Raw genomic sequence first — 22867 nt, forward strand, 5'->3', positions numbered from 1 at the left:
TCCATTGATCGAACAACAGAGCGTGATCTTGAACTCCTATTCAACGTGTTCAATTGGAGACAAAAAGAGACACCGGTCTCGTTTTGTCTCTTTTTGTGTTTGCGAGAATTGCTCGATGCTTCATGTTGACGCTGATGATTTTTGGCACGCTTTTTGCAGTAAGAAAGGGTGAAGAAACAAGAATGAAGGAGGTTCAAAAAGATGAATGTGATTCAAGGCAAAGGAGTTGCTTTAACTCGGGAAAAAGCCAAATGGATGTATCAAAAAATGCTGGAAATTCGTGTATTTGAAGATAAGGTTCATGAAATCTTTGCACAAGGGAAATTACCTGGCTTTGTTCATTTGTATGCAGGCGAAGAAGCGATAGCGGTTGGGGTGTGTGCGCACTTAAGTGATAAAGATACGATTACAAGTACGCATCGCGGGCACGGCCACTGTATTGCCAAAGGCTGCGACTTGGATGGAATGATGGCGGAGCTTTTTGGAAAGATCACTGGGTTGTGCAAAGGGAAAGGCGGTTCCATGCACATTGCCGACTTAGATAAAGGAATGCTGGGGGCGAATGGAATTGTAGGGGGAGGTTATCCTCTTGCTTGCGGGGCTGCGTTGACAGCGAAGTATAAAAAGACGGAAGATGTAAGCGTTTGCTTCTTTGGCGACGGGGCCAATAATCAAGGAACTTTTCACGAAGGACTTAATTTAGCGTCTATTTGGAAGCTGCCGGTTGTTTTTGTAGCGGAAAATAACGGGTATGGAGAAGCGACGCCATTTGAATATGCATCAAGCTGTAAACAGATTGTCGATCGCGCCATCGGCTACAACATGCCTGCCGTTCGCGTCGATGGGAAAGATGTGTTGGCTGTTTATCAAGCAGCGGAGGAAGCCATTCAAAGAGCACGCAACGGAGAAGGTCCAACGCTAATCGAATGTGTGACTTATCGAAATTACGGCCACTTTGAAGGAGATGCCCAAAAATACAAGACAGAAGAAGAGAAGAGAGAACACCTTCAAGAGCGGGATGCCATCGTTCTATTCAGAAAACATTTACTTAGTCAACAACTATTGTCAGAAAAAGAATTAGTGGAAATGGAAGAATCCGTAGAACAGGCGATAGAAAAGGCGGTTGAATTTGCTGAAAAAAGCCCGTACCCGGAGGCATCAGAGCTGTTAAAAGACGTGTATGTATCTTATTAAAAGAATGATAGGAGGCGGTATAGATGGTGAGAAAGATCAGTATGTCGAGTGCGATTAATGAAGCATTGAAGCTAGCGATGCGAAAAGATGAAAATGTCATTCTGTTAGGAGAAGATGTGGCTGGCGGTGCGGCTGTTGACCACTTGCAAGATGATGAAGCATGGGGCGGTGTATTAGGGGTAACGAAAGGATTAGTTCAAGAATTTGGCCGGGAGCGGATTTTGGATACTCCGATATCCGAAGCGGGATATGTAGGGGCGGCCATGGCCGCAGCGGCTACAGGATTAAGACCGATTGCCGAATTAATGTTTAATGACTTTATCGGAAGTTGTTTGGATCAAGTGCTGAATCAAGGGGCCAAATTCCGATATATGTTCGGAGGAAAGGCGAAGGTGCCGGTTACGATTCGAACAACTCACGGAGCAGGCTTTCGGGCGGCGGCTCAACATTCTCAAAGCTTATATGCCCTATTCACCAGCATTCCCGGCATTAAAGTCGTGGTTCCGTCCACGCCATATGATGCGAAAGGATTGCTGCTTGCTTCTATTGAAGACGATGATCCGGTGATCTATTTTGAGGACAAGACATTGTATAACACGACTGGGGATGTTCCGGAAGGGTATTACACCATTCCATTAGGAAAGGCAGACATTAAACGGACAGGATCCGACCTCACGATTGTCGCGATTGGAAAACAAGTTCATACAGCGTTATCGGCAGCGGAAGAATTGGCGAAAAAAGGATTGGAAGTGGAAGTGGTCGATCCGCGAAGCTTATCTCCGCTGGATGAAGACACGATTCTTTCTTCCGTGGCGAAAACCAATCGTCTTGTGATCATTGATGAAGCGAATCCAAGATGCAATGTGGCCACCGATATCGCTGCATTAATTGCCGATAAAGGGTTCGATACGTTGGATGCACCGATTAAACGGATTACGGCACCGCATACACCTGTGCCATTCTCTCCTCCACTGGAAGACCTTTATCTTCCGACACCGGAAAAAGTAATAGAAGTGGTATCAGAATTAATAGGGGATCCGTCGCTTCTAAACGTGTAATCAAGCAAAAGAGAAAGGAGAGATAGAAAATGGCCGTAGAAGTGGTTATGCCGAAATTAGGAATGTCCATGAAAGAAGGGACCGTTTCCGTTTGGAACAAGCAAGCAGGCGATCCCGTCAAAAAGGGAGAGCTGATTGCCAGCATCAATTCAGAGAAAATCGAAATGGAACTCGAGTCTCCCGCAGATGGCACCATTTTAGATATTGTCGTACCGGAAGGAGAAGGAGTTCCTCCCGGAACCGTGATCTGCTATATCGGCGATGCGAATGAAAGCATCTCCAAAATCGAAAGAAACATAGAAACAGCACAGACAGAAGTCGCTGCCACGGCAACGGCAACAAAAGTAAAAGAATCACAGCCTTCCGTTCAAACAGCAGCAAAAGAGAAAATCAAAATTTCTCCTGTCGCCAGAAAAATGGCGGAAGCTGCCAACTTAGATATTCGGACCATTCAAGGGACCGGACCAGGGGGAAGGATTACGAAAGAGGATGTTCAAAAAGCGATTGCCAACTCTTCTTCCGTGGAATCTCCGTCTACAAAGGAGCAAGAATCGGCTGAAACCATTACTCATAACATCGAGCCGACTAAGAAAGTTCCGGTTGCCGGCATGCGAAAAATCATCGCAGAGCGGATGCAAGGCAGCTTGCAAAACAGCGCCCAATTAACGTTAAACATGAAAGTGGATGTCACCGATTTGATCGCTTTGCAAAAACAATTAACTGGAACGGCACAAACCCATTATGAAACAAAGCTTACCGTGACGGACTTTGTGGCCCGTGCAGTTGTTCTTTCTCTTCAACAGCATAAAGAGATGAACAGCGCTTATATCAACGATCAAATTCATCTATTTGATTCGATTCATCTTGGAATGGCCGTTGCTTTGGATAAAGGATTGGTTGTCCCTGTGATTCGCAATGCAGAAAACCAATCGTTGATTCAATTAGCCCAAAATATCAAATCGCTGGCCAAGCGAGCACGCCAAGGACAGCTGAGCCATGAAGAGATGAAAGGATCCACGTTTACCATAAGCAATTTGGGTGCTTACGGAATTGAACATTTCACTCCGATTTTAAACCCGCCTGAAGCAGGAATTCTTGGGGTAGGAGCGACTTATGACACACCTGTCTATATAGGAGATAAACTGGAGAGAAGAACGATCTTGCCGCTTAGCCTTACATTCGATCATCGTGTGTTGGACGGAGCACCGGCCGCGGCCTTTCTCCGGACACTGAAACAATATTTAGAAGAGCCATTTACCGTGCTTTTATAGAAAGAAGGTGGAGTTCATGACCACATTAGCCATTATTGGAGGTGGACCTGCGGGATATGTGGCGGCGATTACGGCCGCCCAGCAGGGACAACAAGTCATTCTAATTGAGCAAGGACCTCTAGGAGGAACTTGCTTAAACGAAGGCTGCATGCCGACGAAATCTTTGTTGGAAAGTGCTGAAGTCTATGAGAAAGTCCGACATGCCGAAGACTTTGGAATCAGCCTTTCATCCGCTCAAGTAGGAGTAAATTGGAACCAAGTTCAGCAGCGGAAAAACCGAATTGTTCAAACGCTTGTTCAAGGGATTGGCTATTTAATGAAGAAAAATAGAATCCAAGTCAAAAACGGCACCGCTTCTTTTCTCACGGCCAATCGTTTACGCGTGGAGAATGAAAGCGGACAAGAAATCGTGGAAGCGGATCGCTTCATTATTGCTTCAGGATCGGAGCCGATCAGTCTGCCGTTCGCCCCTTTTGATGGGGAGTGGGTCATTCACAGCGGGCAAGCCATGTCTCTTCCGTCGATTCCTTCTTCGCTTTTGATTATTGGCGGAGGAGTGATCGGATGCGAGTTTGCCAGTATTTATAGCCGCCTGGGAGCGAAAGTCACCATCGTCGAGATGGCCGAGCAGCTTCTGCCGGGGGAAGATGAAGATATCGCTTCGATTTTGCAGGAGCAATTGGAAAAGGACGGAGTGACCATCTATACTTCTACTTCTTTAAAAGATTTGAATGCGGATAAAAAGAAAGCGATCATTGAAAACCGGGAAGGAATTCGTGAACTAAGCGCGGATTATGTTTTAGTCTCCATTGGCAGAAAGCCAAGAATCGCGAATTTAGGGCTGGAGGATATCGGAATCGAATTTTCCAAACGAGGCATCGCAGTTAATGAACAGATGCAGACGAATATTCCTCATATTTATGCTTGCGGCGACGTCATTGGCGGAATTCAGCTCGCTCATGTAGCGTTTCACGAAGGGACCATCGCGGCTCTACATTCCGGAGGACAAGAGGTGAAAGTAAACTATCGAGCGATTCCTCGCTGCATCTATACATCACCTGAAATTGCCGGAGTCGGACTGACAGAAAAACAAGCAAGAGAGCAATATGGCGATATTCGAGTTGGAGAGTTTCCGTTCACGGCCAATGGCAAAGCGCTCATACTCAACGAGCCGATCGGAAAAGTAAAAGTGATCGTGGAACCGCAATATCACGAAATAGTGGGAGTTTCGATTGTAGGTCCACGTGCGACAGAATTGATAGGACAAGGAACCGTCATGCTGCACGCTGAGATGACGGTGGACATTATGGAGGATTTAATAGAGGCCCATCCTACTTTGTCTGAAGCCATTCATGAAGCTTTGCTCAGTGCCGTGGGCCATGCGGTGCATGTATAGCCGAAGTTCTCAAAACTAGCAGTTAGTATTCTGGGTTCGCCGAAAACGTCCATGAACTGAAGATCATGTGGTACCGTACCATGACGAAAATGGAATTCTCTCATCCTACTATTTGGGGGGAAAGAAAAATGGAAAAACTCATTTTTACGGAAGTATTGCAGATTGGCATCGTTGTGGATGATTTGGATGCTTATATGAAAAGGTATCGCGATGATTACGGTATAGGGCCTTGGTTAGTCTATGATTTTAACAAAGAGACGGTAAGGAATATGACGATCCGTGGTGAAAAAGTCGATTACTCTATGAAAATCGCATTATGTGATGCGCATAATGTCCAATGGGAGCTCATTGAGCCTACCGATGACCGCAGCGTGTATGCGGAATTTTTGAAACAGCATGGCCCCGGTTTGCACCATGTCGCATTAGGGACGGAAAATCATGATGATGTAGTGAAAACGATGGCGGCAAGAGGAAATGAGGTGATTCAAAGCGGGATCTTCCATAAAATCGGGTACACATACTTAAACACAACGAAAGACCTTGGCTTTATCGCAGAAATTTACCATATACCGGAAGGGTTTGAACTGCCCGCTCCATTGCGAACTTATCCTCCGCAATCATAAGTTGGCCAAAGATGAATTTTATCGATTAGACAAACCAAATGGTCATTCTCTGTTTAGAATAGAACAAGATGAGAAACTTGCGGTCGGGCTGCCCATTCTCTTATGTTTTACAGGATGGGTAGCATTTCAAGAACTTCTCAATCAATAAGGAGGGAACAATATTGAGCAGCTCTCCCAAAATCGCGCTTGTCACCGGAGCGGGCCGAGGCATAGGTCGAGCGATTGCTTTACGTCTTGCCCGTGACGGATTTCATGTTGTCATAAACGATATTCATTTGGAAAACGCCCAATCTGTGGTAGATGAAATAAAGAAACTGGGCAGAGAAAGTTTTGCCGTTCAAGCGGATGTAAGCAAAAGAGACGATGTGTTTCAAATGGTGGAGCAAGCGGTCAAACGCTTCGGACAACTGGACGTCATGGTTTCCAATGCCGGCATTGCCCAAGTAAAGCCGTTACTGGAAGTAACAGAAGAGGATATGAATAAAATCGTTCAAATCAATGTGTTTGGCGTTCTCTATTGCCTGCAAGCGGCAGCCGAACAAATGAAAAAGCAAAAAAGAGGGAAGATCATTCATGCGGCCAGCATTGCGAGCTATAAAGGATTCAGCCTTCTTGGCGCCTATTCGGCCACGAAATTTGCCGTTCGAGGCTTGACACAAGCGGCAGCTCAGGAATTGGCGCCATTTGGGATCACCGTGAATGCCTACTGTCCCGGAATTGTCGACACTCAAATGTGGGACTTGATTGATGAAAAAATGGCGCATTATATGAATCTTAAAAAAGGAGAAGCTTTTCGGCAGTTTTCGGATGGCATCACTCTTGGGCGGCCGGAAACACCGGAAGATGTCGCAAAGTTTGTTTCTTATCTTGCATCGGAGGACTCCGATTATATGACCGGCCAATCCGTCATGATCGATGGGGGTGTGATTTTTTCCTGAATGATTGGAATAAAAGCATTTTCCGAAAAAGCAGTTCAAAAAGGGGACATGAAGATGTTGGTTCATGTCTTCTTTCTGCATGGAGATTTATGTTGAAAGCGCTTAAGTTTTCCTCTATAATGATTTCGAATACTCCGAATAAACAAAAATTTCTCTTCGAAACCTTTCCTTTTTCTGTTTCCTCATGTCGGTCTTTGCCAAAAGTATGGATTCTGTATATGATCAATATTTCCAAATTAAGGAGGATATTATGTTTACAACAACCTGTAACTGGATTACATGGAAGCGTTTTGTAAACGAAGGAGTGCTGGATTCGTCTCGCTTAAACAAAAGAGTCATCGAATCTTGGTATCGTTGCAAGAACAATGACGTCAATCCATATTTGAGTAAAGGCCAACATGTTTTATCCAATGATTTGCTTGCCGTTCAAAAAGAAAAAAACTCCTTGCTCCTCGATATTGCTTTGCCTCATTTGAATCGAATGAAACAAGCCATGAAAGAATTGGAAATGATCGCTTTAATCATTGATCCGGATGGATATGTATTGTCGGTGGCGGGAAATCAAAGAATCCTTCACGATGCACGAAAAATTAATTTTATGGAAGGCGCCCGCTGGACAGAGAAAGAAGTCGGAACGAATGCGATCGGAACAGCGTTGGAAATTGAAGAAGCGGTGATGATAAACGGCACCGAACATTATTCCGTCGCTTCCCATAATTGGACTTGTTCGGCTGCTCCGATTCGAAACGATGACGGCGCATTAATCGGCATCATCGATGTTTCTTGTCCGGTTGATCGTGCCCATCCTTTTATGTTGGGGATGGTAGCGTCTGTTTCTCATGCGATCGAACGGGAAATCAGCATACGTACTCATAAAAATGAGATCGAACTGGTCCATAGGAGCGTGGATTTCATGGATTCTCATCAACCCGTCATCGTTTGCAACGAGAAAAAAATCGTCGTGGCCGCAAGTAAACCGGTTCGTCAAAAAATACCTCACTGGGCCGGCAAGAAGGTCAATGAAATATTAAAATACGGATTTCGGATTCAAAAAGAAACCCCTGTCTTTGCCAATCAGCATAAAGGCTTCATCGGAACATGCGTTTATTTATCAGAACGAGCTGTCCAAAAATCCGATTCCGTTCCCGGCGCTGCTTTTTCCACTCAACCGTTTGTGTTTCAAGGAGAGACCGGTACAAGCAAAGCGTTTCAAAACACATTGGAGGAAGTGAAGCGTGTCGCACCGACGGACGCAAGTGTTTATATATTAGGGGAAACGGGAACCGGAAAAGAATTGGTGGCTCGAGCGATTCATGAAAATAGCCCGCGGAAAAACGGTCCTTTTATTGCGATCAATTGCGGGGCGATTCCAAGAGAGCTGATGGAAAGTGAACTGTTCGGTTATGTGGAAGGAGCTTTTACAGGAGCTAAGCGCCAAGGATATAAAGGAAAATTCGAGCAAGCCAATAACGGCACGATTTTTCTAGATGAGATCGGTGAAATTCCGCCGGCTATGCAAGTGGCGCTCTTACGGGTTTTGCAAGAACGCAAAGTAACCCCCGTTGGAGGGACGAAAGAAATTTCTTTAAATATTCGCATCATTACCGCTACTCACCGAGATCTTCTCCAACTAGTCGAAGAAGGATCCTTTCGCAAAGATTTATATTACCGCCTTCATGTGTTTCCGATACATGTTCCGCCGCTCCGGGAACGAAAAGAAGACATTCCGCACTTAATTCGATACTATTGCGAAAAACACAACTGGAATACCGAATGGCCGGATGAAGTATTGGAACGAATGATGGACTATCATTGGCCGGGAAACATACGGGAACTGTTCAACGTATTGGAACGACTGCAAATTTTATTCCCATGTGGAATAACGGATTCATCCCAAGTCTTGAACCTATTGGACTCATTCGACATCCATCATCGGATCACAGCTCCATCTACTACGGAATCAGCAAAAACCGACACACCCACCCAACTGACATTCCGCGAAAAAATTCAAAAAGACTTAATGATTGAGGCACTACGAAAAACGAAAGGAAACGTATCTTTAGCCGCCAAATTGCTCGACATCCCAAGAAGCACATTTTACAAACGAATTCGGAAATTTGGTTTATAAGTCCTTTATCAAGGAACATGAAAAAAGGTTCCTTTTTTCTTTGGATAAAAAGCGAGAAAATAGTGGAATTTACTTTTTCCGTCTTACTTAATTTCTAAAAAGTATAGAAAAATAGAGAAGTTACTCTATTCAAAAGGTAGCTTTTCAAAACGAAAGCAAAGAAAAAAGACTTACTGGCAGTCTAGTATGACATTCACTCCATATATTTCGGAAACAACGCACGGGTTTTTATAAAAGTTTGGCCATATAATATTCGTCTACATACTCCCCATTCACAAGAAGGGAGTCTTTCTTTATTCCTTCTTTTTCAAACCCCATTTTGCTGTATAAAGAGATCGCAGCCCGGTTGTTCGTCATCACGGTTAATTCTAAACGGTGAATGTGATGTTCTCTAGCCCACTTTTCTAATGCCAAAAATAATCGGGTGCCGACGCCTTTCCCTCTGTATGATTCCAATATTCCGACGACAAGGTAGACCGAATGTCGGTTCCGTCTTGCCCCTCCGCCAATGGCGATCAAGTAGCCGATGAGGTCGCCTTTCTCTTCTGCAACGAATATGGTCGAATTTTCTTCTTCCTCCATCGCCACTATTCGGTATCGCTGCTGTTCAGGCGTCAGCTTTCTTTCACCGGCCTCAAAAAGCATAAAATCGGATTCACTTTCCACTTGTAAAATCAAATTCACCAACTTTTCAGCATCATCAAGATCGATTTGTCGAATATGCAACTCATTCTCCCTCCAAAAGATGAATTTCGACGAACTGATTTAGCCATTCAGACCTATCTTCCAACAATTATCGCTCATTATCCTGCTTTTGGCATTATTAACTTTATCTGTTATAATAGCTTAAATTTTAAATATTACCACAAAAAATGACAATATTACTATAAAAACCATAAGGAAAATGAATATTTAAATTCTAGTAAAGCAATTAATAAAATTAGAAAGTATTTAAAAACTGGAGAAAAAAATAGAGATAGTATCTCAAGAAAGTTAATTGAAAAAAATGACTTCACATTATATAATTTAAGTGAGATTGACCCATACCTATTTCAATTGATTGCTTCGATAGATGGAGCGATTATTCTAGATAAAAATTTAAATATACTCTCTTTTGGAGAGATAATTTTAGAATCAAAAAATAAAGAGAATATTACATCAAATGCGGATAAGTTGATTTTTGGTGCGAGAACAACAGCAGCTAAAGAAGCGTCATTTTCTGGAATAGCTATTAAGATTTCAGAAGATAGTGACATTGAATTATTTAAAAATGGAGAAAAAATACTGTGGCTATAGAGATAGGTGCGTCAGCTATCACCGCCCAGATTTTGTCGAGATTTGTGGAATAATAGAAAGGAGAGTTTGTCACTGCCGAAGTGACCGACTCTCTTTTTTTGATTAAATAGAATTCGAAATGGAAAAATGCTAGAATCTTAATAGCAACTGCATAAGCAGGGTGGGCGGTTGACCACTTCCCGTTGAAGGGAGGTGGTAAAATGACGACATACGAAGCATTAAGTCTAGTCGCTCAATTCGGTCTAGTGCTGATAGGAGTGCTGACATTGATTGTTACTATGGTCGTCTATATAAACAAAAAGAAATAACCGTCCTCCCATGACCAAAGGTATGACGGTTATTTCACTGTCATTAAGGTCAGCCGCTCTTCTTGCGGCATGTAGTTGCACTGACCGGGTGTTCCCGCACCCGGTTTCTTTTATTTTATGTTGCTTTTGACTATAGTATACAGGAAATGTTGAATTATGTTCAAGGGGGGGGGTCTGACCCCATCAATAGTTTAAAGTGGTAAAGGGATGGAGGAGAAGTGGATTGTAATGGAATGAATTAGTGTCTGGAACGTTTCCGAAGTTTTTCATCATATATTTCGACAGAAGCTGTCTGAGCGTCTGTCTTTTTTGTTTTTAAGACTGTTTGATATTTTTTTCAGGGACTGGTCTAAGCATAATAGGGTGCATGGGCATGACAGCCTTCTTATTTGCAAAGTCTTCCGCGTAGCCTTTGCTTTCATGCCCGTCAGGTTTCTTGAAAGTGGAAATAAATCAAATGCAAACGGTCTTAAAAACGCCTTTACGCAAAAAAAGTGACGATCCTCAACATGGTTGAAAAACCATTCGATTCGTAATATTTGAGACGCACAAAATATGCCTTCATCTATTAGACAAAATTCAAATGTTCGAAAAATATTCCGGATTTCGCAACAGTTGTTCGAGTTCATTGCCGGGTAATGGACGACTGAAAAGATAGCCTTGGCCGATGGGACAAGAGTGTTTTGTTAGAAACTGCAGCTGTTCTTTCATTTCAATCCCCTCAGCAATGACGTTTAATCCTAGGTGAGAGGCCATGGTAAGAATCGTTTTGACAATCACCCCGTCATCTTGAAAAAGTTCTTCTATAAAAGAACGGTCAATTTTTAGTGTGTCAATGGTGAAGCGTCTCAAGCTTGCGAGTGAAGAGTACCCTGTTCCAAAGTCATCAATAGAAAGGGAAACTCCTAAGGATTTTAGTTTTTCTAATAAAGGAATGGCACTTTTAGGATCCTGCATCATACTCTCCGTAATTTCGAGTTCAATGTATTTTGGATCAAGGTTGCCTTCTTTTATAATTCTTTGGAGAGAATCCATAAATCGATTGGATTCAAATAAAAATGGCGACAAATTCACAGCTACATAAATAGGGGGAAGCCCTTTTTCGTGCCATTTTGCGATTTGTTCGCAAGCCGTTTTCAAAACCCATTCGGTAATCGGGACAATCAAGCCTGTTTCTTCCGCTAAAGGAATAAATTCCGAAGGGGGGATGATTCCCTCTGTAGGGTGATTCCAGCGAATGAGTGCTTCCACTCCTACCATTTTTCGCTTTTGCAAATCGACAAGCGGCTGATAATATAGAAGTAACCCTTCCTTTTGAATGGCTTGTCTTAAAGCCGTTTCCATTTTCATATTTTTGGATAAGACTTCATGGGTTTCGCTAGTGAAAAATTGAATAGAATTGTTTCCTTTTTCTTTTGCTCGATACATGGCAAAATCCGCTTTTTTAACTAATGTTTCAATATCTTGCCCGTCTTGAGGGGAAAGACTGACGCCGAAGCTGGCACTAAAAGAATAGGATTCCTTATGAAATAAAAAAGGTTTTTTTAATAGTACTTTCACCTTTCGAATGATGTCCATTACTTCGGATATGTCTTTATTTTTGACGACAATCGAAAACTGATCTCCCTCAAAACGATAAACGTTGCCAATCCCTTTTAAATGAATGGCCAGTCGCTTGGATATTGATTTGAGAAAGCGATCCCCCACCGAATGGCCTAGTGTATCCGTAATGTATTTAAAACGATCAATATCGAAGAAGATCAAGGCCATTTGGTCCGTTTTCTTTTTTTGGTTTAACCATGCACCTACTTCTTCGTTGAAGTAATGACGATTTGGGAGGCCGGTCAGACTGTCGTGATAGGCGTTAAACAGTAATTGTTCCTCTAATTTTTTTAAGTCTGTTATATCTTGGCGTATGGAAATGTATTGATAAGGTTTCCCTTCTTCATTTAAAAAAGGTACAATAGTGGTTTTTACCCAGTAGTATGTCCCGTCTTTCGCTTTATTTTTAATATCGCCTGTCCAAATATCCCCTTTTCCAATGGTTTCCCACATATTCTTAAAAAAGCTTTTTGAATGGTATCCTGAATTAAGAATCCGATGATCTCGTCCGATTAATTCTTCTCGACTGTATTTCGAGATGTCGCAGAATTTCTGATTGGCATAAGTGATTTTTCCGGTATGATCTGTAATCGCAACAATAGTAGATTGATCCAAAGCATACTTAATGTCTAATAATTCTTTGATGCTGTCAGGTGACAGGCCTTGAAAAGCTTTCACGTCATGATTGGTTGAATCCATAAAATCCCTCTCTAATTCATTAAATTAGTTTTTTGTGACTTTGGTATGATTTTTTATTGGCTAAGTGAATTTTCATAAGCCTTACCCTTGTATCAATGAGTTTCATCGTAAAAAAAGAAGTATCCCCCACGTCTTGTATAACGGTAATTGGTGCAAAAACCTAAGAAGACTGGAGCGATACTTCCTATGCTATTATATAATAATATAGTATATTTTGGCATTCAAGAATTATGTGAAAGGCAATCTGTCCATGCGTTTAATGTATTGAACGAATTTTTGCCGGCGCATCAAATGAGCTGCGAACTGAATCTGTGATGATTTGCCTAATTCTTTGAGTCTATGTTTTTTAAAATGAAAAGATGAATTTAATCCGGAATCATTTTTCAAAAATTTCTAATAGAAAAAATAGACAAAAGTTTGTTGATCCTTTATAATCCCTATGGGAAAAGTATGCCAAGAATAAAAATCACTCTCGAGAGTTGGTGATAAATGTTGTATAAATTTAAAGGAAGGATTGTGGCATCCTCTTTAGTTCTTCTTTTACTCATTTTCATTCGAACAGCCGTATGGATGAAAATAGGGCGAGTTCCTCATCTCATTCCAATCCCCGGCATCATCGCTTTAATCATTGCATGGTTGTTAGGAAGAAAATATGATGAAACCTTTTTCCTTTCAATGAAAGATCTTTTGACGGGATTGAATAATAGAAGATACGTTCATTTTATATTTCCGAAATTCATAAAAACAGCACAACGCAAAAAGAAAAAACTGGTTGTTTTTGTATATGATGTTGATGAATTTAAACAAATCAATGATCATTATGGTCATGAATACGGTGATCAAATACTCCTATCGGTTTCAAAAGTTTTGGAGAGTGATATAACAAAGCATGATGTCATTGCCCGTTGGGGAGGAGATGAATTTCTCGGCCTTTCCCTTTTTTCTGACCTTCATGAAATCAAAGCAAAAATAGATTCCCTTCAGTCGAAACTCAAGGAACTGGCCAAAAGTTTTGGAAAAAAGATTTCCGTTTCTGTTGGATATGCCGTTTACGGAGAAGATGGAAAACGATTGCACGATTTAATTGAAAAAGCGGATCAAAACATGTACAGAAACAAACACTCCAGGAAAACAGTGTAAGTATATAAGGAGAGCTTGGCACATTTTGAAATCGTTAGGAAGATCAATATTTTGGACGGACTGCAACAGGCGAGAAAGAAGGGGACATTTGTGATTGCACGGTATCAAGTCGATTAGAAATTTAGGTGACAATTTACCTTTTATACAGTAGACGGGGAGCGTTTTTAACTTCTATTTCTGTTTCAAGTTTGCATCGTTGATTGGTCAGTGGTGGCAAAGAAAAATGTACGATTTGAAAGCATATTTTGGAATGGGAATGCCTTGAGCTTAAAGGGGTAAGTTGTGTTTGCTGCTTTGAAGAATCCTGATGCTGCAGTTTTTTTTTATCAGGAGGCTCTTGGTCAGCAATAAAATAGAATTGTATATTTATTATCAGTTTTGAAATTAAATTCCGTTGAGTATTTCACGGATAAAAGCAAGCGATGTTAGAAAAATAACAGCCTCTGCCGAAAAGGCAAGAGGCTGTTATGGCTTTTATTTGTCCGCCGGAAAGACAATGCCTGTTTGTTTCCGGGCTTTTTCTATAATTTCGATGGTCGTAAGTGAGTGTTGATGCGAATTGATCTCCGATTGTTGTTTGCCGTTTTGAATTAATTCGATAAATTCTTTTGCTTCGTAGTACATAGGATGATGGTCTTGGGTTTCGGTAATGTCTTCGATGCGTCCGTCGCGATAGCGAATTTCGACTTTTTGCGGCGTATGGATCGCATCGATGATAATGCTTCCTTCTTCTCCTTGAATTTCGGCAGGGATATAGGAATTCGAAATTTTGGAGTACTGAACCACCGCGTCCATTTCTCCATAGTCGAGAATGACGCTTCCTTCTCCATCCACACCCGTTTCCAGTTTAACACTGTTGGCTTTTACATTAAGAGGTTTCCCGAATAATACTACCATTGGATACAGGCAATAAACGCCAAGGTCCATTAAAGATCCGTTGGAAAATTTGGGGTTAAAGGCGTTTAGCACCGTTCCTTGCTTGTATGCGTCATAGCGCGATGAATATTGGCAATAGCTGGCGAAATAGCGGCGTATTTTTCCAATTTTATGTATATGTTTGCGAATGGCTTGGAAATTAGGGAGTAGTGTTGTTTTCATCGCTTCCATTAGGACGACATTGTTTTGTTGGGCTGCTTCGATCATAGCTTGCACTTCTTTTGTATTGGAGGCCATTGGTTTTTCGCATATAACGTGTTTGCCGTGGTTCATCAACAAAATGGCTTGTTCGGCGTGAAAGGAATTAGGGCTTGCAATATAAACAGCATCAATTTCATTGCTTTTCGCCATTTCTTCTAAGTTGGTAAAGGTCAGTTCAGTACCTACTTTTGCCGCAAATTCTTTTGCTTTCTCTTCAGTCCGCGAATACACAGCCTTTAAAGAAAAATCTGGCACTTCTTTGGCCGCTTTAATAAATTCCTCAGTAATCCAGTTCGTTCCAATGATCGCAAATTTTATCATCGTTAGTCACTCCTTCATGGCTAGAACATGCTACCAGCATTGTACCATATTTTAAGGGGCCTGACCCCTTTAAGCCATTAAAGGGGTCAGGCCCCATTTGGTATATTGATATAAATATCCTATTTTTCTGGGAAATTGATTTATGAGGAATGCGCAGATGAAATGATGAACAATAGCGTTGACGAGCTTAATTAGTGTGATATAATTCAGAATAATAAATTATATTGGAATTATCATAATATTATTTTTGGATCGCTTGTTTGCTTCTGCACTGCAAAGCTCTTTGTTAGAACGTTGGAATGATAGAATGTCAAATTTCTGGAGAAAGAAGGGGTAAGATGGTACTCATTGGTGTTGCTTTGATCATTGTTGGCTTTTTGTTTCGGATCAATCCGTTGGTTGTCGTAACGGTTTCGGGATTGGTCACTGGGTTGATAGCTGGTATTCCCTTTAAGGATCTCATCGCTCAATTTGGTGAAGCGTTCACGACGAACCGTTATATGTCGATTTTAATCATTACTCTTCCGGTTATCGGTCTTATGGAACGAAGCGGTTTGCAAAAACAATCGGCTTTGCTTGTTTCGAAAATAAAAGCGATCACCGCTGGTAGATTGATCAACATTTACTTTTTGATCAGGGAAATAGGGGCGGCGCTAGGATTGAATAGTATCGGTGGACATCCACAAACTGTTCGTCCCCTCATTGCACCAATGGCGGAAGGAGCTGCGGAAGCCAAATACGGGAAGCTACCTAAAGAGGAAAGGGAAAATATCCGTGCACATACGGCCGCTGCTGACAACATTGGATTGTTTTTCGGTGAAGATATTTTTGTTGCTGTCGGAGGAATTTTATTAATGAAAGGCTTCTTTGACCAAAATCATGTTGTGAGTGACCCAGTGTTGATGGCACTATGGGGGATTCCCACTGCGGTTGGTGTCTTCATCATCCATTCCATTCGACTATATTTATTCGACAGACGTTTGGAGCGACGTCTTGGGCAAAAGAAACCTGAAAACAAGGAAGTGAAATCTTCATGATACTGTCTCTTGAATACCTCTATGTTTTGATGGGAGTCATCGGTTTGTGCTGTTCTATCTACACTTTTTTAGATAAAAAAAATACAAAACGAGTCACTTCGGGGTTGTTTTATTTTATCTATGCTGTGACTTTGTTGCTGGGAAAAGTGATCCCGCCGTTTTACATAGGCTTGCTCGTCATTCTGATGGTACTTATCGTAGGTTTCGGAGGTTTAGAAAAAGGAAAATATGACAGCACAAGCGAAGAGGAACGCGAAGCGAAACGCAAGCGGCTCGGCAATTGGCTGTTTTTACCGGCGTTGCTTATTCCATTTTTAACCGTTATTTTTTCAAAAGCACTGGCGGGTATCAAAATCGGCGAACTCTTTCTATTTGATCCATCCAATCCGACATTGGTTGGTTTAGGCGTTGCTTGCGTCATCGCTATGATGGTTGCTCTGGCACTTACAAAGAGTACTCCAAAGACAGCCATCAAGGAATCCCGCCGTTTGCTGGAGGCAATTGGTTGGGCTGTCGTATTGCCTCAATTTTTAGCGACGCTTGGCACGATTTTCGATAAAGCTGGCGTCGGCAATGTGGTGGCCGATATTGTCAAACATATGATTCCATCTAATTCATTATTTTGGAGTGTCGTGGTGTTATGTGTTGGAATGGCGTTCTTTACCATGATCATGGGAAATGCGTTTGCGGCCTTTCCGGTCATGGCCGGAGGAATCATCATTCCGATCCTGATTCAGCAGTTCGGAGCGGATCCAAACCAAATTGCCGCCATTTCCATGTTTGCCGGTTATTGCGGAACGTTGATGACACCTATGGCTGCCAATTTTAATATTGTTCCCGCAGCTTTATTAGACTTGAAAGATAAATATCATGTCATTCGGGTGCAAGTACCAACAGCGTTGTTGACGCTTTTGCTCAATATTGTGCTGATGTATTGCCTGGCTAGATGGCAAATGTAGCTTTGGGATATGAAAATGTTGTGCACATGTGTAGATGATATGATATGGCCAATGGAGCGTCCGTTTGAAACAAAATGATAGGGAATATTGTTGTGAGATTCATAGGTTTCGAGAGGAAGAGCATCGGAGGGAATAGTATGGAGAAAAAAGTTTTAATGACCGGTTTTGATGCTTTTGAAGGTGAGCGTGTGAATCCGGCTTTGGAAACAGTCAAAATTTTAAATGGTTACCAGGAAAAAGGGGTTCACATTGTTGCTGTAGAAATCCCAACGGTCTTTCGAGCCTCGATCAAAAAGCTGGAAGAAGCGATTAAAGAGGAGAAGCCAGATGTTGTGATCTGCGTTGGGCAGGGAGGAGGTCGAACACACATTACACCAGAGCGGGTAGCCATTAATGTGGATGATGCCAGAATTCCCGATAATGAAGGCAATCAGCCGATTGATGAGGCGATTGTAAAGAATGGTCCGGTTGCCTATTGGTCGACGCTGCCGATCAAACGCATCGTGAAGAATCTACGAGAAAGCGGTATCCCTGCAGAGGTATCTAACTCAGCCGGAACGTTTGTCTGTAATCATTTGTTTTACGGTTTAATGCATTATTTGCATGACAATGCTCCGGATGTGCGCGGAGGATTTATTCACATCCCTTATTTGCCGGAGCAGACTGTCAATAAACATGCACCGAGCATGGCAATTGAAACGATCGTTGAAGGTTTAAAAATAGCTGCCATCACTGCAGCACTCGAACCTGAGGATATAAAAGAAAGCGGTGGTGCGATTCATTAAAGAATAGGCGATGGATATTTCTAGAGATTTTTGAAAGCAACAGCTCCACTCATTAAGAAAAAGATGAAAGGGATATCAAATGAATTTTCCAATTTTTTGGCCCTGTCCGTTTATCCGGATAGGGCCTCTTTTATCAAATATGTCGATTTTTTCTTTTTCTAAGTTCGTACTTTTTTGAAAAAATTTATGTAGTTTTAAATGAATCGAGGGAAGCATTTAGATCTTTGGCTAATACATATAATGATTTTGCCTCATCTGCGACTTCGTTTATTGTGGCATCTTGTTCATCGGTAATAGAAGCGACTTCTTGCATGCTGCTTGAAATTTGTTGGGCGATGCTGGCGATGTTGGACATGCTTTCTACCATTTCGCTCATTTTTTGTTCCATAATTTCCGCTGCGGAAGACATGGATTTTGATTCGGAAGAGGCTTGTTCCACAACGGATATTAGATCATCAAAAGATTGCTTTGTCGAATGCATCATGTCTATTCCTTCTTTTAAAATGCTGGAGTTATTCGTAATAGCGCTGGTGACATTTTCCGTATCGTTGCGGATGATTTCGGTTAATTGTTTAATTTCTTCTGAAGCTTGTTTGGATTGTTCTGCTAGATTTTTCACTTCTTGTGCGACGACTGCGAAACCTTTTCCTTCGTCTCCGGCTCGAGCGGCTTCGATGGATGCATTTAATGATAATAAATGTGTTTGTGAAGCGATGGTTTGAATGACTTTGACGAATTGATCGATATGTTTCGTTTTATGGTCAAGCGTATAAATTTTTTCTGTTGTTTCAAGAAACGTTGCTTGTACTTCTTCTAGTTTTTTCACTGTTTGATTGATGAATTGAAGCCCTACTTTCGATTTTTCATTGGCGATCATGGCTACGTTGTCGACTTTTTTTATCGCTGAAGCGACTTGCTTTACTCGATGAGACGTTTCATGAATCGCTTCGGTGCTTTTTAAAGAATATTGAGATTGGCGTTCCATTGCATTGACGACTTCTTTCATCGCCTTTGTGACGATGTCTGATGTTGCTTTTGAATGATTTGAAGAGTCTCTTAATTTGTTAGAGGATGATTCAATTTGCAAAGTAGTATGATCGACTTGCTGGATGAGAAATCTTAAATTGCTGACCATTTGATGAAATCCATTAGACAGTGTCGTGATTTCTCGTGATACGGAATGAATATGTATAGGTGTATCTAAGTCTCCGCCGGCCACTTGGTCAAATGCTCGTTTTAGCAGCGTAATAGGCTTTACAATGGAGCGAATGGTCATAAAGCCGATAAAGCTGGCTACTAAAATCATAGTGATTGTGAATCCCAACATCATTCTTTGCTGGTGGGTGATCGGCTTGATATAGTCTTGATCTTTAACAGCGATGACAAAAGTTGCATTATCCAGCTCGATTAATGGTGATAAAGCCATCGTATAGCCATGAAGATGCACAATGCCTGTTTTTTGTTTCAAAATTTGGTCAATTTCATCTTTAGTGAAAGGAATTTTTTCGTTTAACTTCGTATCCGCTAATCCTTTGATTTCTTTATCTTTTGTGATTTGAAATTGGATGGGGATTAAGTTTTGTTCTTTAAACATTCTTTGATTGAGCTGCACGGCATATCGCAATTCGCGGTTAAAGTCTTCTCTCGTCGTAGAGGCTTTTAACATGACCACCTTTTCCGACATCACTTCTGCAGATAAAGATAGCTGCTGCTCCATTGATTGGATGGCGAGCTTTTTATTTTTTTCAACATTCACATAGGCGATCAACAAAGAGGATAAAGCGATCACTGTAATGATAGGCACAAGCAATATGGTGAGCAGCCGAAACTTTTTTTGATTTTTCTCTTTTCTCATTTTGATACCCCTATAAATGTAATATTTTACTCTCATTTAACCAAACCAATGTAAAGATAATATAAATTTTTCATAAAGCATTCGTTAAAAAAAGGGGCCTGACCCCATTAATGATTTAAATCAATAAAGTGATAAATCAATAAATCTATTAATCATAAAGCAAGGAATCGATAAATTTATAAAGCAATGGCGATAAAGCGGTAGTGATCATGCGAGATCATGGGATGATCGTGTGGTTTAGGGGTGACTTTTGTTAAATGGAGATTGCGTTTCATTTAAGGTTGGTTGGAAGAGAGATAAACTACTGGTGTGTAAATAGGGCTTGTAAGCAGTGGTGTCTTCATTCAAAATGAGAATGATTACTAAGAAAAGAGTCAGGTGATTTTAATGAAGCATAAATGGTTTTGGTGGGGGTTCGTGCTCATTTGGTGTGGGGTCATTTTTTCTTTTAGTCAATTTTCTATGTTTACAGGTGCAAATACGGCGAAAGTCATTCATCACATCGCTCAGTATTTTGGATTGGAGGGGACGAACGATCATCGCGATAGCGGCGTCTTTTCGTGGAATTTTATCATCCGCAAATTTGCGCATCTTTCAGCTTTTGGTTTTTTGGCTTTTCTTGTGTGGAAAGCGGTATTTCCGAATCGGTTTTCTTATATAGGAGCATGGTGTTTTACCGTATTGTATGCGGCATCGGATGAGTGGCATCAATCGTTTCGACCGGGACGGACGGCTTTATTTTCCGATGTACTGATCGATGCAGCCGGAGCATTCATTGTTTTATTGTTTATCCGTTTTTATATACGGACAAGGCGTCATTAAAATAAATTCAGAGGGTTCCATTCGTTCACGCGGAGTATAAAGCATATAAAAATACTGGAAGCGAAAACCGCAGTCCAGTATCGAAAAGGGAACTAGTATTGAGTAAAAATAAGAGAGAACGTATAAAGAGCTTACATAAAACCGTGTTTTTTAGCGGTACGAAAATCTGAATTTTAGATTCTCTTGATTTTCAAGAGAAATGAACAGGTTTGGTCCACTGTGATACAGAAAAAAAGAACTAGTTTGGTAACTGTCTATTTGAAGGTAACGTGTATACGTACCTTCTTTTTTATTCTAACAATCTCTCCTTTGTATCAGAGAGTATCAAAGAAAATGGCTGATGATTTTTTGAAAAATGGTGGATTTCTTCAAAAGATAATAGACGGTTAATACGCCGAACGAATCAATCAGTAGATCATATAAACGGCCGTCTCGTCCGAAAAAAAGCTGCAAGATTTCGGTGGTGAACGCAAAAGCGACCGAAATCAAGATAGACTGCTTATGATCTTTCAGCCAGATATACAGAAGGACATCCATGATGGCAAAGCCGGTAAAGTGTCCAAGTTTTATCCAAAACCAATGGGGGTGAATCAGCTGGATATCATAAAAGTTAAAGAATTGTAAAAAATCGGGGGACGAATGCCATTCAAATTTAATGGTTTGAAATCGCAGCAACGCTTCCAAATTTTCGGTCCATGTATGGATGCCTAAGAACAATCCCCATAAGATGACGGCAAGGAATTTCAATGATTCTTGCCGGTGGTACCTTTCTTCTTTTTTTAGACTGGATATTCCGTTTTCTGTTTTGTTCATTGCTAAGCTCCTAGTGACTGGTTTTATTTCCCTATTATATCATATGAAAATAATGACTGGTGAGAGGCTATTGGACCAAGCCGTCAAGAAAAGAATGTAACTGTTCTGTTTCATCCAATGAACAAAGAGGAAGGATCTAATGAGAGCACTGTTAAACTTTCACCAGTGTAAAGAGATTCTTTTTTATCCGAACACCTATGGTTTCGGCAGCCATGGACTTCGTCATTCTGGATTTTGATTGATTAAAGATAGGGGCCTGCCGTTTATCAAAGTATAATTAGGATATGAGAGAAGAAGGAGGAATAACTGCGCTTTGTGGATAGATATTCTTATAGCTTGTGATTTATTTTCTGAAGATTCATAATTATATTATATTTGGTTCAGGAGGTATGGAAATGACAAATCAATATACAAATGTACGTGTTGCGGTTGTACAAGCGGCTTCTGTGATCATGGATCGGGATGCTACTACGGAAAAAGCGATTTCGTTGATTCAGGAGGCTGCGGAAAAAGGAGCTGGCATCGTAGTGTTTCCGGAAGCTTTCATTCCGGCGTATCCTAGAGGACTGACTTTTGGAACGAGCGTCGGCGGCCGTTCACCGGAAGGACGAAAAGATTGGCTTCGCTACTGGGAAAATTCTGTACCAGTGCCCAGTGAAACGACAGAACGGTTGGGAGAAGCGGCTCGTAAGGCAGGAGTGTATCTTGTGATCGGCGTTATTGAAAGAGATCATGAATTTAGTAGAGGAACTTTATACTGCACGGTTTTATTTTTCGGACCGGACGGCTCTTTGCTTGGAAAACATCGGAAGATGAAACCGACTGCCTCTGAACGCATTATTTGGGGAGAGGGGGATGGAAGCACGCTGCCAGTAATTGATACGCCCTATGGAAGAATGGGTGCATTAATTTGTTGGGAAAATTATATGCCGTTGGCGAGAACGGCCATGTATGCAAAAGGAGTTCAAATTTATATTGCTCCGACAGCGGATGCAAGAGAACTGTGGCAGTCTACGATTCGTCATATTGCCGCTGAAGGAAGATGTTTTGTGTTATCTTGCAATCAGTATGTGACGAAGGATATGTACCCGACGGATTTAGCGTGCTATGAAGAGCTGGAGTCTTCGCCACATGAAATGTGCATCGGCGGAAGCGCCATTGTCGGACCGCTTGGAAACTATATTCATGAACCTGTCTATGGAAAAGAAGATATTTTAATCGCCGATCTTGATTTGCGTGAGATCGCCTATAGTCAATTTGATTTTGATGTCGTTGGGCATTACTCAAGACCGGACGTATTCCAGCTGTTGGTGAATGAAGAGAAGAAAGACAGCGTTAAGTGGATAGGATCTAATCATTTCTGATGAAATAGCAATGAAAGATTTTGCATATGAGGAATTCAAGCCCCTTTTTCTTGCGACTAAAAAGGGGGCTTATTCCGCATGAAAATATCTTTTCAATCATGTTCTATCAAAAACCGCTTTG

At 41.4% G+C, this 22867-nt stretch carries 20 protein-coding genes; 15 read left to right on the forward strand and 5 right to left on the reverse strand.

All coding sequences use genetic code 11. The features are described from left to right. Positions 1 to 201: 201 nt before the first annotated feature. The 7 genes from BSM4216_RS02545 (at position 202) to BSM4216_RS02575 (ending at position 8608) form a co-directional block, all read left to right on the forward strand. Positions 202 to 1194, forward strand: a complete 993-nt coding sequence (locus tag BSM4216_RS02545) for a thiamine pyrophosphate-dependent dehydrogenase E1 component subunit alpha (RefSeq protein WP_048622622.1) — start codon at positions 202 to 204, stop codon at positions 1192 to 1194. Positions 1195 to 1217: 23 nt separating this feature from the next. After that, on the forward strand, positions 1218 to 2252 hold the full coding sequence (locus BSM4216_RS02550) for an alpha-ketoacid dehydrogenase subunit beta (RefSeq protein WP_048622623.1): 1035 nt from the start codon (positions 1218 to 1220) through the stop codon (positions 2250 to 2252). A 29-nt stretch (positions 2253 to 2281) separates the two neighbouring features. Further along, on the forward strand, positions 2282 to 3523 hold the full coding sequence (locus BSM4216_RS02555; protein WP_048622624.1) for a dihydrolipoamide acetyltransferase family protein: 1242 nt from the start codon (positions 2282 to 2284) through the stop codon (positions 3521 to 3523). A gap of 16 nt (positions 3524 to 3539) precedes the next feature. Continuing rightward, positions 3540 to 4919, forward strand: a complete 1380-nt coding sequence (gene lpdA, locus BSM4216_RS02560) for a dihydrolipoyl dehydrogenase (RefSeq protein WP_048622625.1) — start codon at positions 3540 to 3542, stop codon at positions 4917 to 4919. Positions 4920 to 5047: 128 nt separating this feature from the next. Then, on the forward strand, positions 5048 to 5542 hold the full coding sequence (locus BSM4216_RS02565; RefSeq protein WP_048622626.1) for a VOC family protein: 495 nt from the start codon (positions 5048 to 5050) through the stop codon (positions 5540 to 5542). 161 nt (positions 5543 to 5703) lie between these two features. Further along, positions 5704 to 6480: an acetoin reductase gene (locus tag BSM4216_RS02570; protein WP_048622627.1), complete on the forward strand. Its 777-nt coding sequence runs from the start codon at positions 5704 to 5706 to the stop codon at positions 6478 to 6480. 250 nt (positions 6481 to 6730) lie between these two features. Then, positions 6731 to 8608: a sigma-54-dependent Fis family transcriptional regulator gene (locus BSM4216_RS02575; RefSeq protein ID WP_048622628.1), complete on the forward strand. Its 1878-nt coding sequence runs from the start codon at positions 6731 to 6733 to the stop codon at positions 8606 to 8608. Between the two features lie 228 nt (positions 8609 to 8836). Here the strand turns inward: BSM4216_RS02575 and BSM4216_RS02580 are convergent, their stop codons facing one another. Further along, complete coding sequence (locus tag BSM4216_RS02580) at positions 8837 to 9334, reverse strand: GNAT family N-acetyltransferase (protein WP_048622629.1); 498 nt, start codon at positions 9332 to 9334, stop codon at positions 8837 to 8839. Between the two features lie 330 nt (positions 9335 to 9664). Here BSM4216_RS02580 and BSM4216_RS02585 point away from each other — a divergent pair, with 330 nt between their 5' ends. Beyond that, a complete protein-coding gene (locus BSM4216_RS02585) occupies positions 9665 to 9904 on the forward strand; it encodes a diadenylate cyclase (RefSeq protein WP_048622630.1) in 240 nt (79 codons plus the stop codon). A gap of 200 nt (positions 9905 to 10104) precedes the next feature. Continuing rightward, the gene (locus tag BSM4216_RS17020) at positions 10105 to 10212 is read left to right on the forward strand and encodes a putative holin-like toxin (protein ID WP_048622631.1); all 108 of its coding nucleotides are present in this window, start codon (positions 10105 to 10107) and stop codon (positions 10210 to 10212) included. Positions 10213 to 10791: 579 nt separating this feature from the next. On the opposite strand, the gene BSM4216_RS02595 is transcribed toward BSM4216_RS17020, so the two are convergent. Next, positions 10792 to 12513 (reverse strand): bifunctional diguanylate cyclase/phosphodiesterase, encoded by a 1722-nt coding sequence (locus tag BSM4216_RS02595; RefSeq protein ID WP_048622632.1) that lies wholly within the window; start codon positions 12511 to 12513, stop codon positions 10792 to 10794. A gap of 492 nt (positions 12514 to 13005) precedes the next feature. On the opposite strand from BSM4216_RS02595, the gene BSM4216_RS02600 reads away from it, so the two are divergent. Further along, positions 13006 to 13653 (forward strand): GGDEF domain-containing protein, encoded by a 648-nt coding sequence (locus BSM4216_RS02600; RefSeq protein WP_048622633.1) that lies wholly within the window; start codon positions 13006 to 13008, stop codon positions 13651 to 13653. Between the two features lie 474 nt (positions 13654 to 14127). Here BSM4216_RS02600 and BSM4216_RS02605 read toward each other — a convergent pair whose 3' ends face one another. After that, positions 14128 to 15111, reverse strand: a complete 984-nt coding sequence (locus BSM4216_RS02605) for a Gfo/Idh/MocA family protein (RefSeq protein ID WP_048622634.1) — start codon at positions 15109 to 15111, stop codon at positions 14128 to 14130. 338 nt (positions 15112 to 15449) lie between these two features. Here BSM4216_RS02605 and BSM4216_RS02610 point away from each other — a divergent pair, with 338 nt between their 5' ends. From BSM4216_RS02610 to pcp, 3 genes are all read left to right on the forward strand, one after another. Then, positions 15450 to 16148 carry a DUF969 domain-containing protein gene (locus BSM4216_RS02610; RefSeq protein WP_048622635.1) on the forward strand — a complete coding sequence of 233 codons (699 nt, stop codon included), beginning with the start codon at positions 15450 to 15452 and terminating at the stop codon, positions 16146 to 16148. Continuing rightward, entirely contained in the window at positions 16145 to 17107 is a 963-nt protein-coding gene (locus BSM4216_RS02615; protein WP_048622636.1) for a DUF979 domain-containing protein, read from the forward strand. The genes BSM4216_RS02610 and BSM4216_RS02615 overlap by 4 nt, the downstream gene beginning before the upstream one ends. A gap of 137 nt (positions 17108 to 17244) precedes the next feature. After that, positions 17245 to 17892, forward strand: a complete 648-nt coding sequence (pcp, locus tag BSM4216_RS02620) for a pyroglutamyl-peptidase I (RefSeq protein ID WP_048622637.1) — start codon at positions 17245 to 17247, stop codon at positions 17890 to 17892. A 184-nt stretch (positions 17893 to 18076) separates the two neighbouring features. Here pcp and BSM4216_RS02625 read toward each other — a convergent pair whose 3' ends face one another. Beyond that, positions 18077 to 19747 (reverse strand): methyl-accepting chemotaxis protein, encoded by a 1671-nt coding sequence (locus BSM4216_RS02625; protein ID WP_048622638.1) that lies wholly within the window; start codon positions 19745 to 19747, stop codon positions 18077 to 18079. A 387-nt stretch (positions 19748 to 20134) separates the two neighbouring features. On the opposite strand from BSM4216_RS02625, the gene BSM4216_RS02630 reads away from it, so the two are divergent. Beyond that, positions 20135 to 20569 carry a VanZ family protein gene (locus tag BSM4216_RS02630; RefSeq protein ID WP_048622639.1) on the forward strand — a complete coding sequence of 145 codons (435 nt, stop codon included), beginning with the start codon at positions 20135 to 20137 and terminating at the stop codon, positions 20567 to 20569. Between the two features lie 324 nt (positions 20570 to 20893). On the opposite strand, the gene BSM4216_RS02635 is transcribed toward BSM4216_RS02630, so the two are convergent. Beyond that, the gene (locus BSM4216_RS02635; RefSeq protein WP_003353977.1) at positions 20894 to 21382 is read right to left on the reverse strand and encodes a VanZ family protein; all 489 of its coding nucleotides are present in this window, start codon (positions 21380 to 21382) and stop codon (positions 20894 to 20896) included. 395 nt (positions 21383 to 21777) lie between these two features. Here BSM4216_RS02635 and BSM4216_RS02640 point away from each other — a divergent pair, with 395 nt between their 5' ends. Next, positions 21778 to 22746 carry a carbon-nitrogen hydrolase family protein gene (locus tag BSM4216_RS02640; protein ID WP_048622640.1) on the forward strand — a complete coding sequence of 323 codons (969 nt, stop codon included), beginning with the start codon at positions 21778 to 21780 and terminating at the stop codon, positions 22744 to 22746. Positions 22747 to 22867: the final 121 nt, after the last annotated feature.

Source organism: Bacillus smithii, assembly GCF_001050115.1.
In the GTDB taxonomy this organism is placed as follows: Bacteria; Bacillota; Bacilli; order Bacillales; family DSM-4216; genus Bacillus_O; species Bacillus_O smithii.

What these genes read in the sequence shown, in the direction of transcription:
- BSM4216_RS02555 (WP_048622624.1), top strand. Translation starts at nt 2,282, where the DNA reads ATGGCCGTAGAAGTGGTTATGCCGAAATTAGGAATGTCCATGAAAGAA.
- BSM4216_RS02595 (WP_048622632.1), bottom strand. Translation starts at nt 12,513, where the DNA reads ATGGATTCAACCAATCATGACGTGAAAGCTTTTCAAGGCCTGTCACCT.
- BSM4216_RS02625 (WP_048622638.1), bottom strand. Translation starts at nt 19,747, where the DNA reads ATGAGAAAAGAGAAAAATCAAAAAAAGTTTCGGCTGCTCACCATATTG.
- BSM4216_RS02550 (WP_048622623.1), top strand. Translation starts at nt 1,218, where the DNA reads ATGGTGAGAAAGATCAGTATGTCGAGTGCGATTAATGAAGCATTGAAG.
- pcp (WP_048622637.1), top strand. Translation starts at nt 17,245, where the DNA reads ATGGAGAAAAAAGTTTTAATGACCGGTTTTGATGCTTTTGAAGGTGAG.
- BSM4216_RS02575 (WP_048622628.1), top strand. Translation starts at nt 6,731, where the DNA reads ATGTTTACAACAACCTGTAACTGGATTACATGGAAGCGTTTTGTAAAC.
- BSM4216_RS02610 (WP_048622635.1), top strand. Translation starts at nt 15,450, where the DNA reads ATGGTACTCATTGGTGTTGCTTTGATCATTGTTGGCTTTTTGTTTCGG.
- BSM4216_RS02545 (WP_048622622.1), top strand. Translation starts at nt 202, where the DNA reads ATGAATGTGATTCAAGGCAAAGGAGTTGCTTTAACTCGGGAAAAAGCC.
- BSM4216_RS02635 (WP_003353977.1), bottom strand. Translation starts at nt 21,382, where the DNA reads ATGAACAAAACAGAAAACGGAATATCCAGTCTAAAAAAAGAAGAAAGG.
- BSM4216_RS17020 (WP_048622631.1), top strand. Translation starts at nt 10,105, where the DNA reads ATGACGACATACGAAGCATTAAGTCTAGTCGCTCAATTCGGTCTAGTG.
- BSM4216_RS02615 (WP_048622636.1), top strand. Translation starts at nt 16,145, where the DNA reads ATGATACTGTCTCTTGAATACCTCTATGTTTTGATGGGAGTCATCGGT.
- BSM4216_RS02565 (WP_048622626.1), top strand. Translation starts at nt 5,048, where the DNA reads ATGGAAAAACTCATTTTTACGGAAGTATTGCAGATTGGCATCGTTGTG.
- lpdA (WP_048622625.1), top strand. Translation starts at nt 3,540, where the DNA reads ATGACCACATTAGCCATTATTGGAGGTGGACCTGCGGGATATGTGGCG.
- BSM4216_RS02640 (WP_048622640.1), top strand. Translation starts at nt 21,778, where the DNA reads ATGACAAATCAATATACAAATGTACGTGTTGCGGTTGTACAAGCGGCT.
- BSM4216_RS02605 (WP_048622634.1), bottom strand. Translation starts at nt 15,111, where the DNA reads ATGATAAAATTTGCGATCATTGGAACGAACTGGATTACTGAGGAATTT.
- BSM4216_RS02630 (WP_048622639.1), top strand. Translation starts at nt 20,135, where the DNA reads ATGAAGCATAAATGGTTTTGGTGGGGGTTCGTGCTCATTTGGTGTGGG.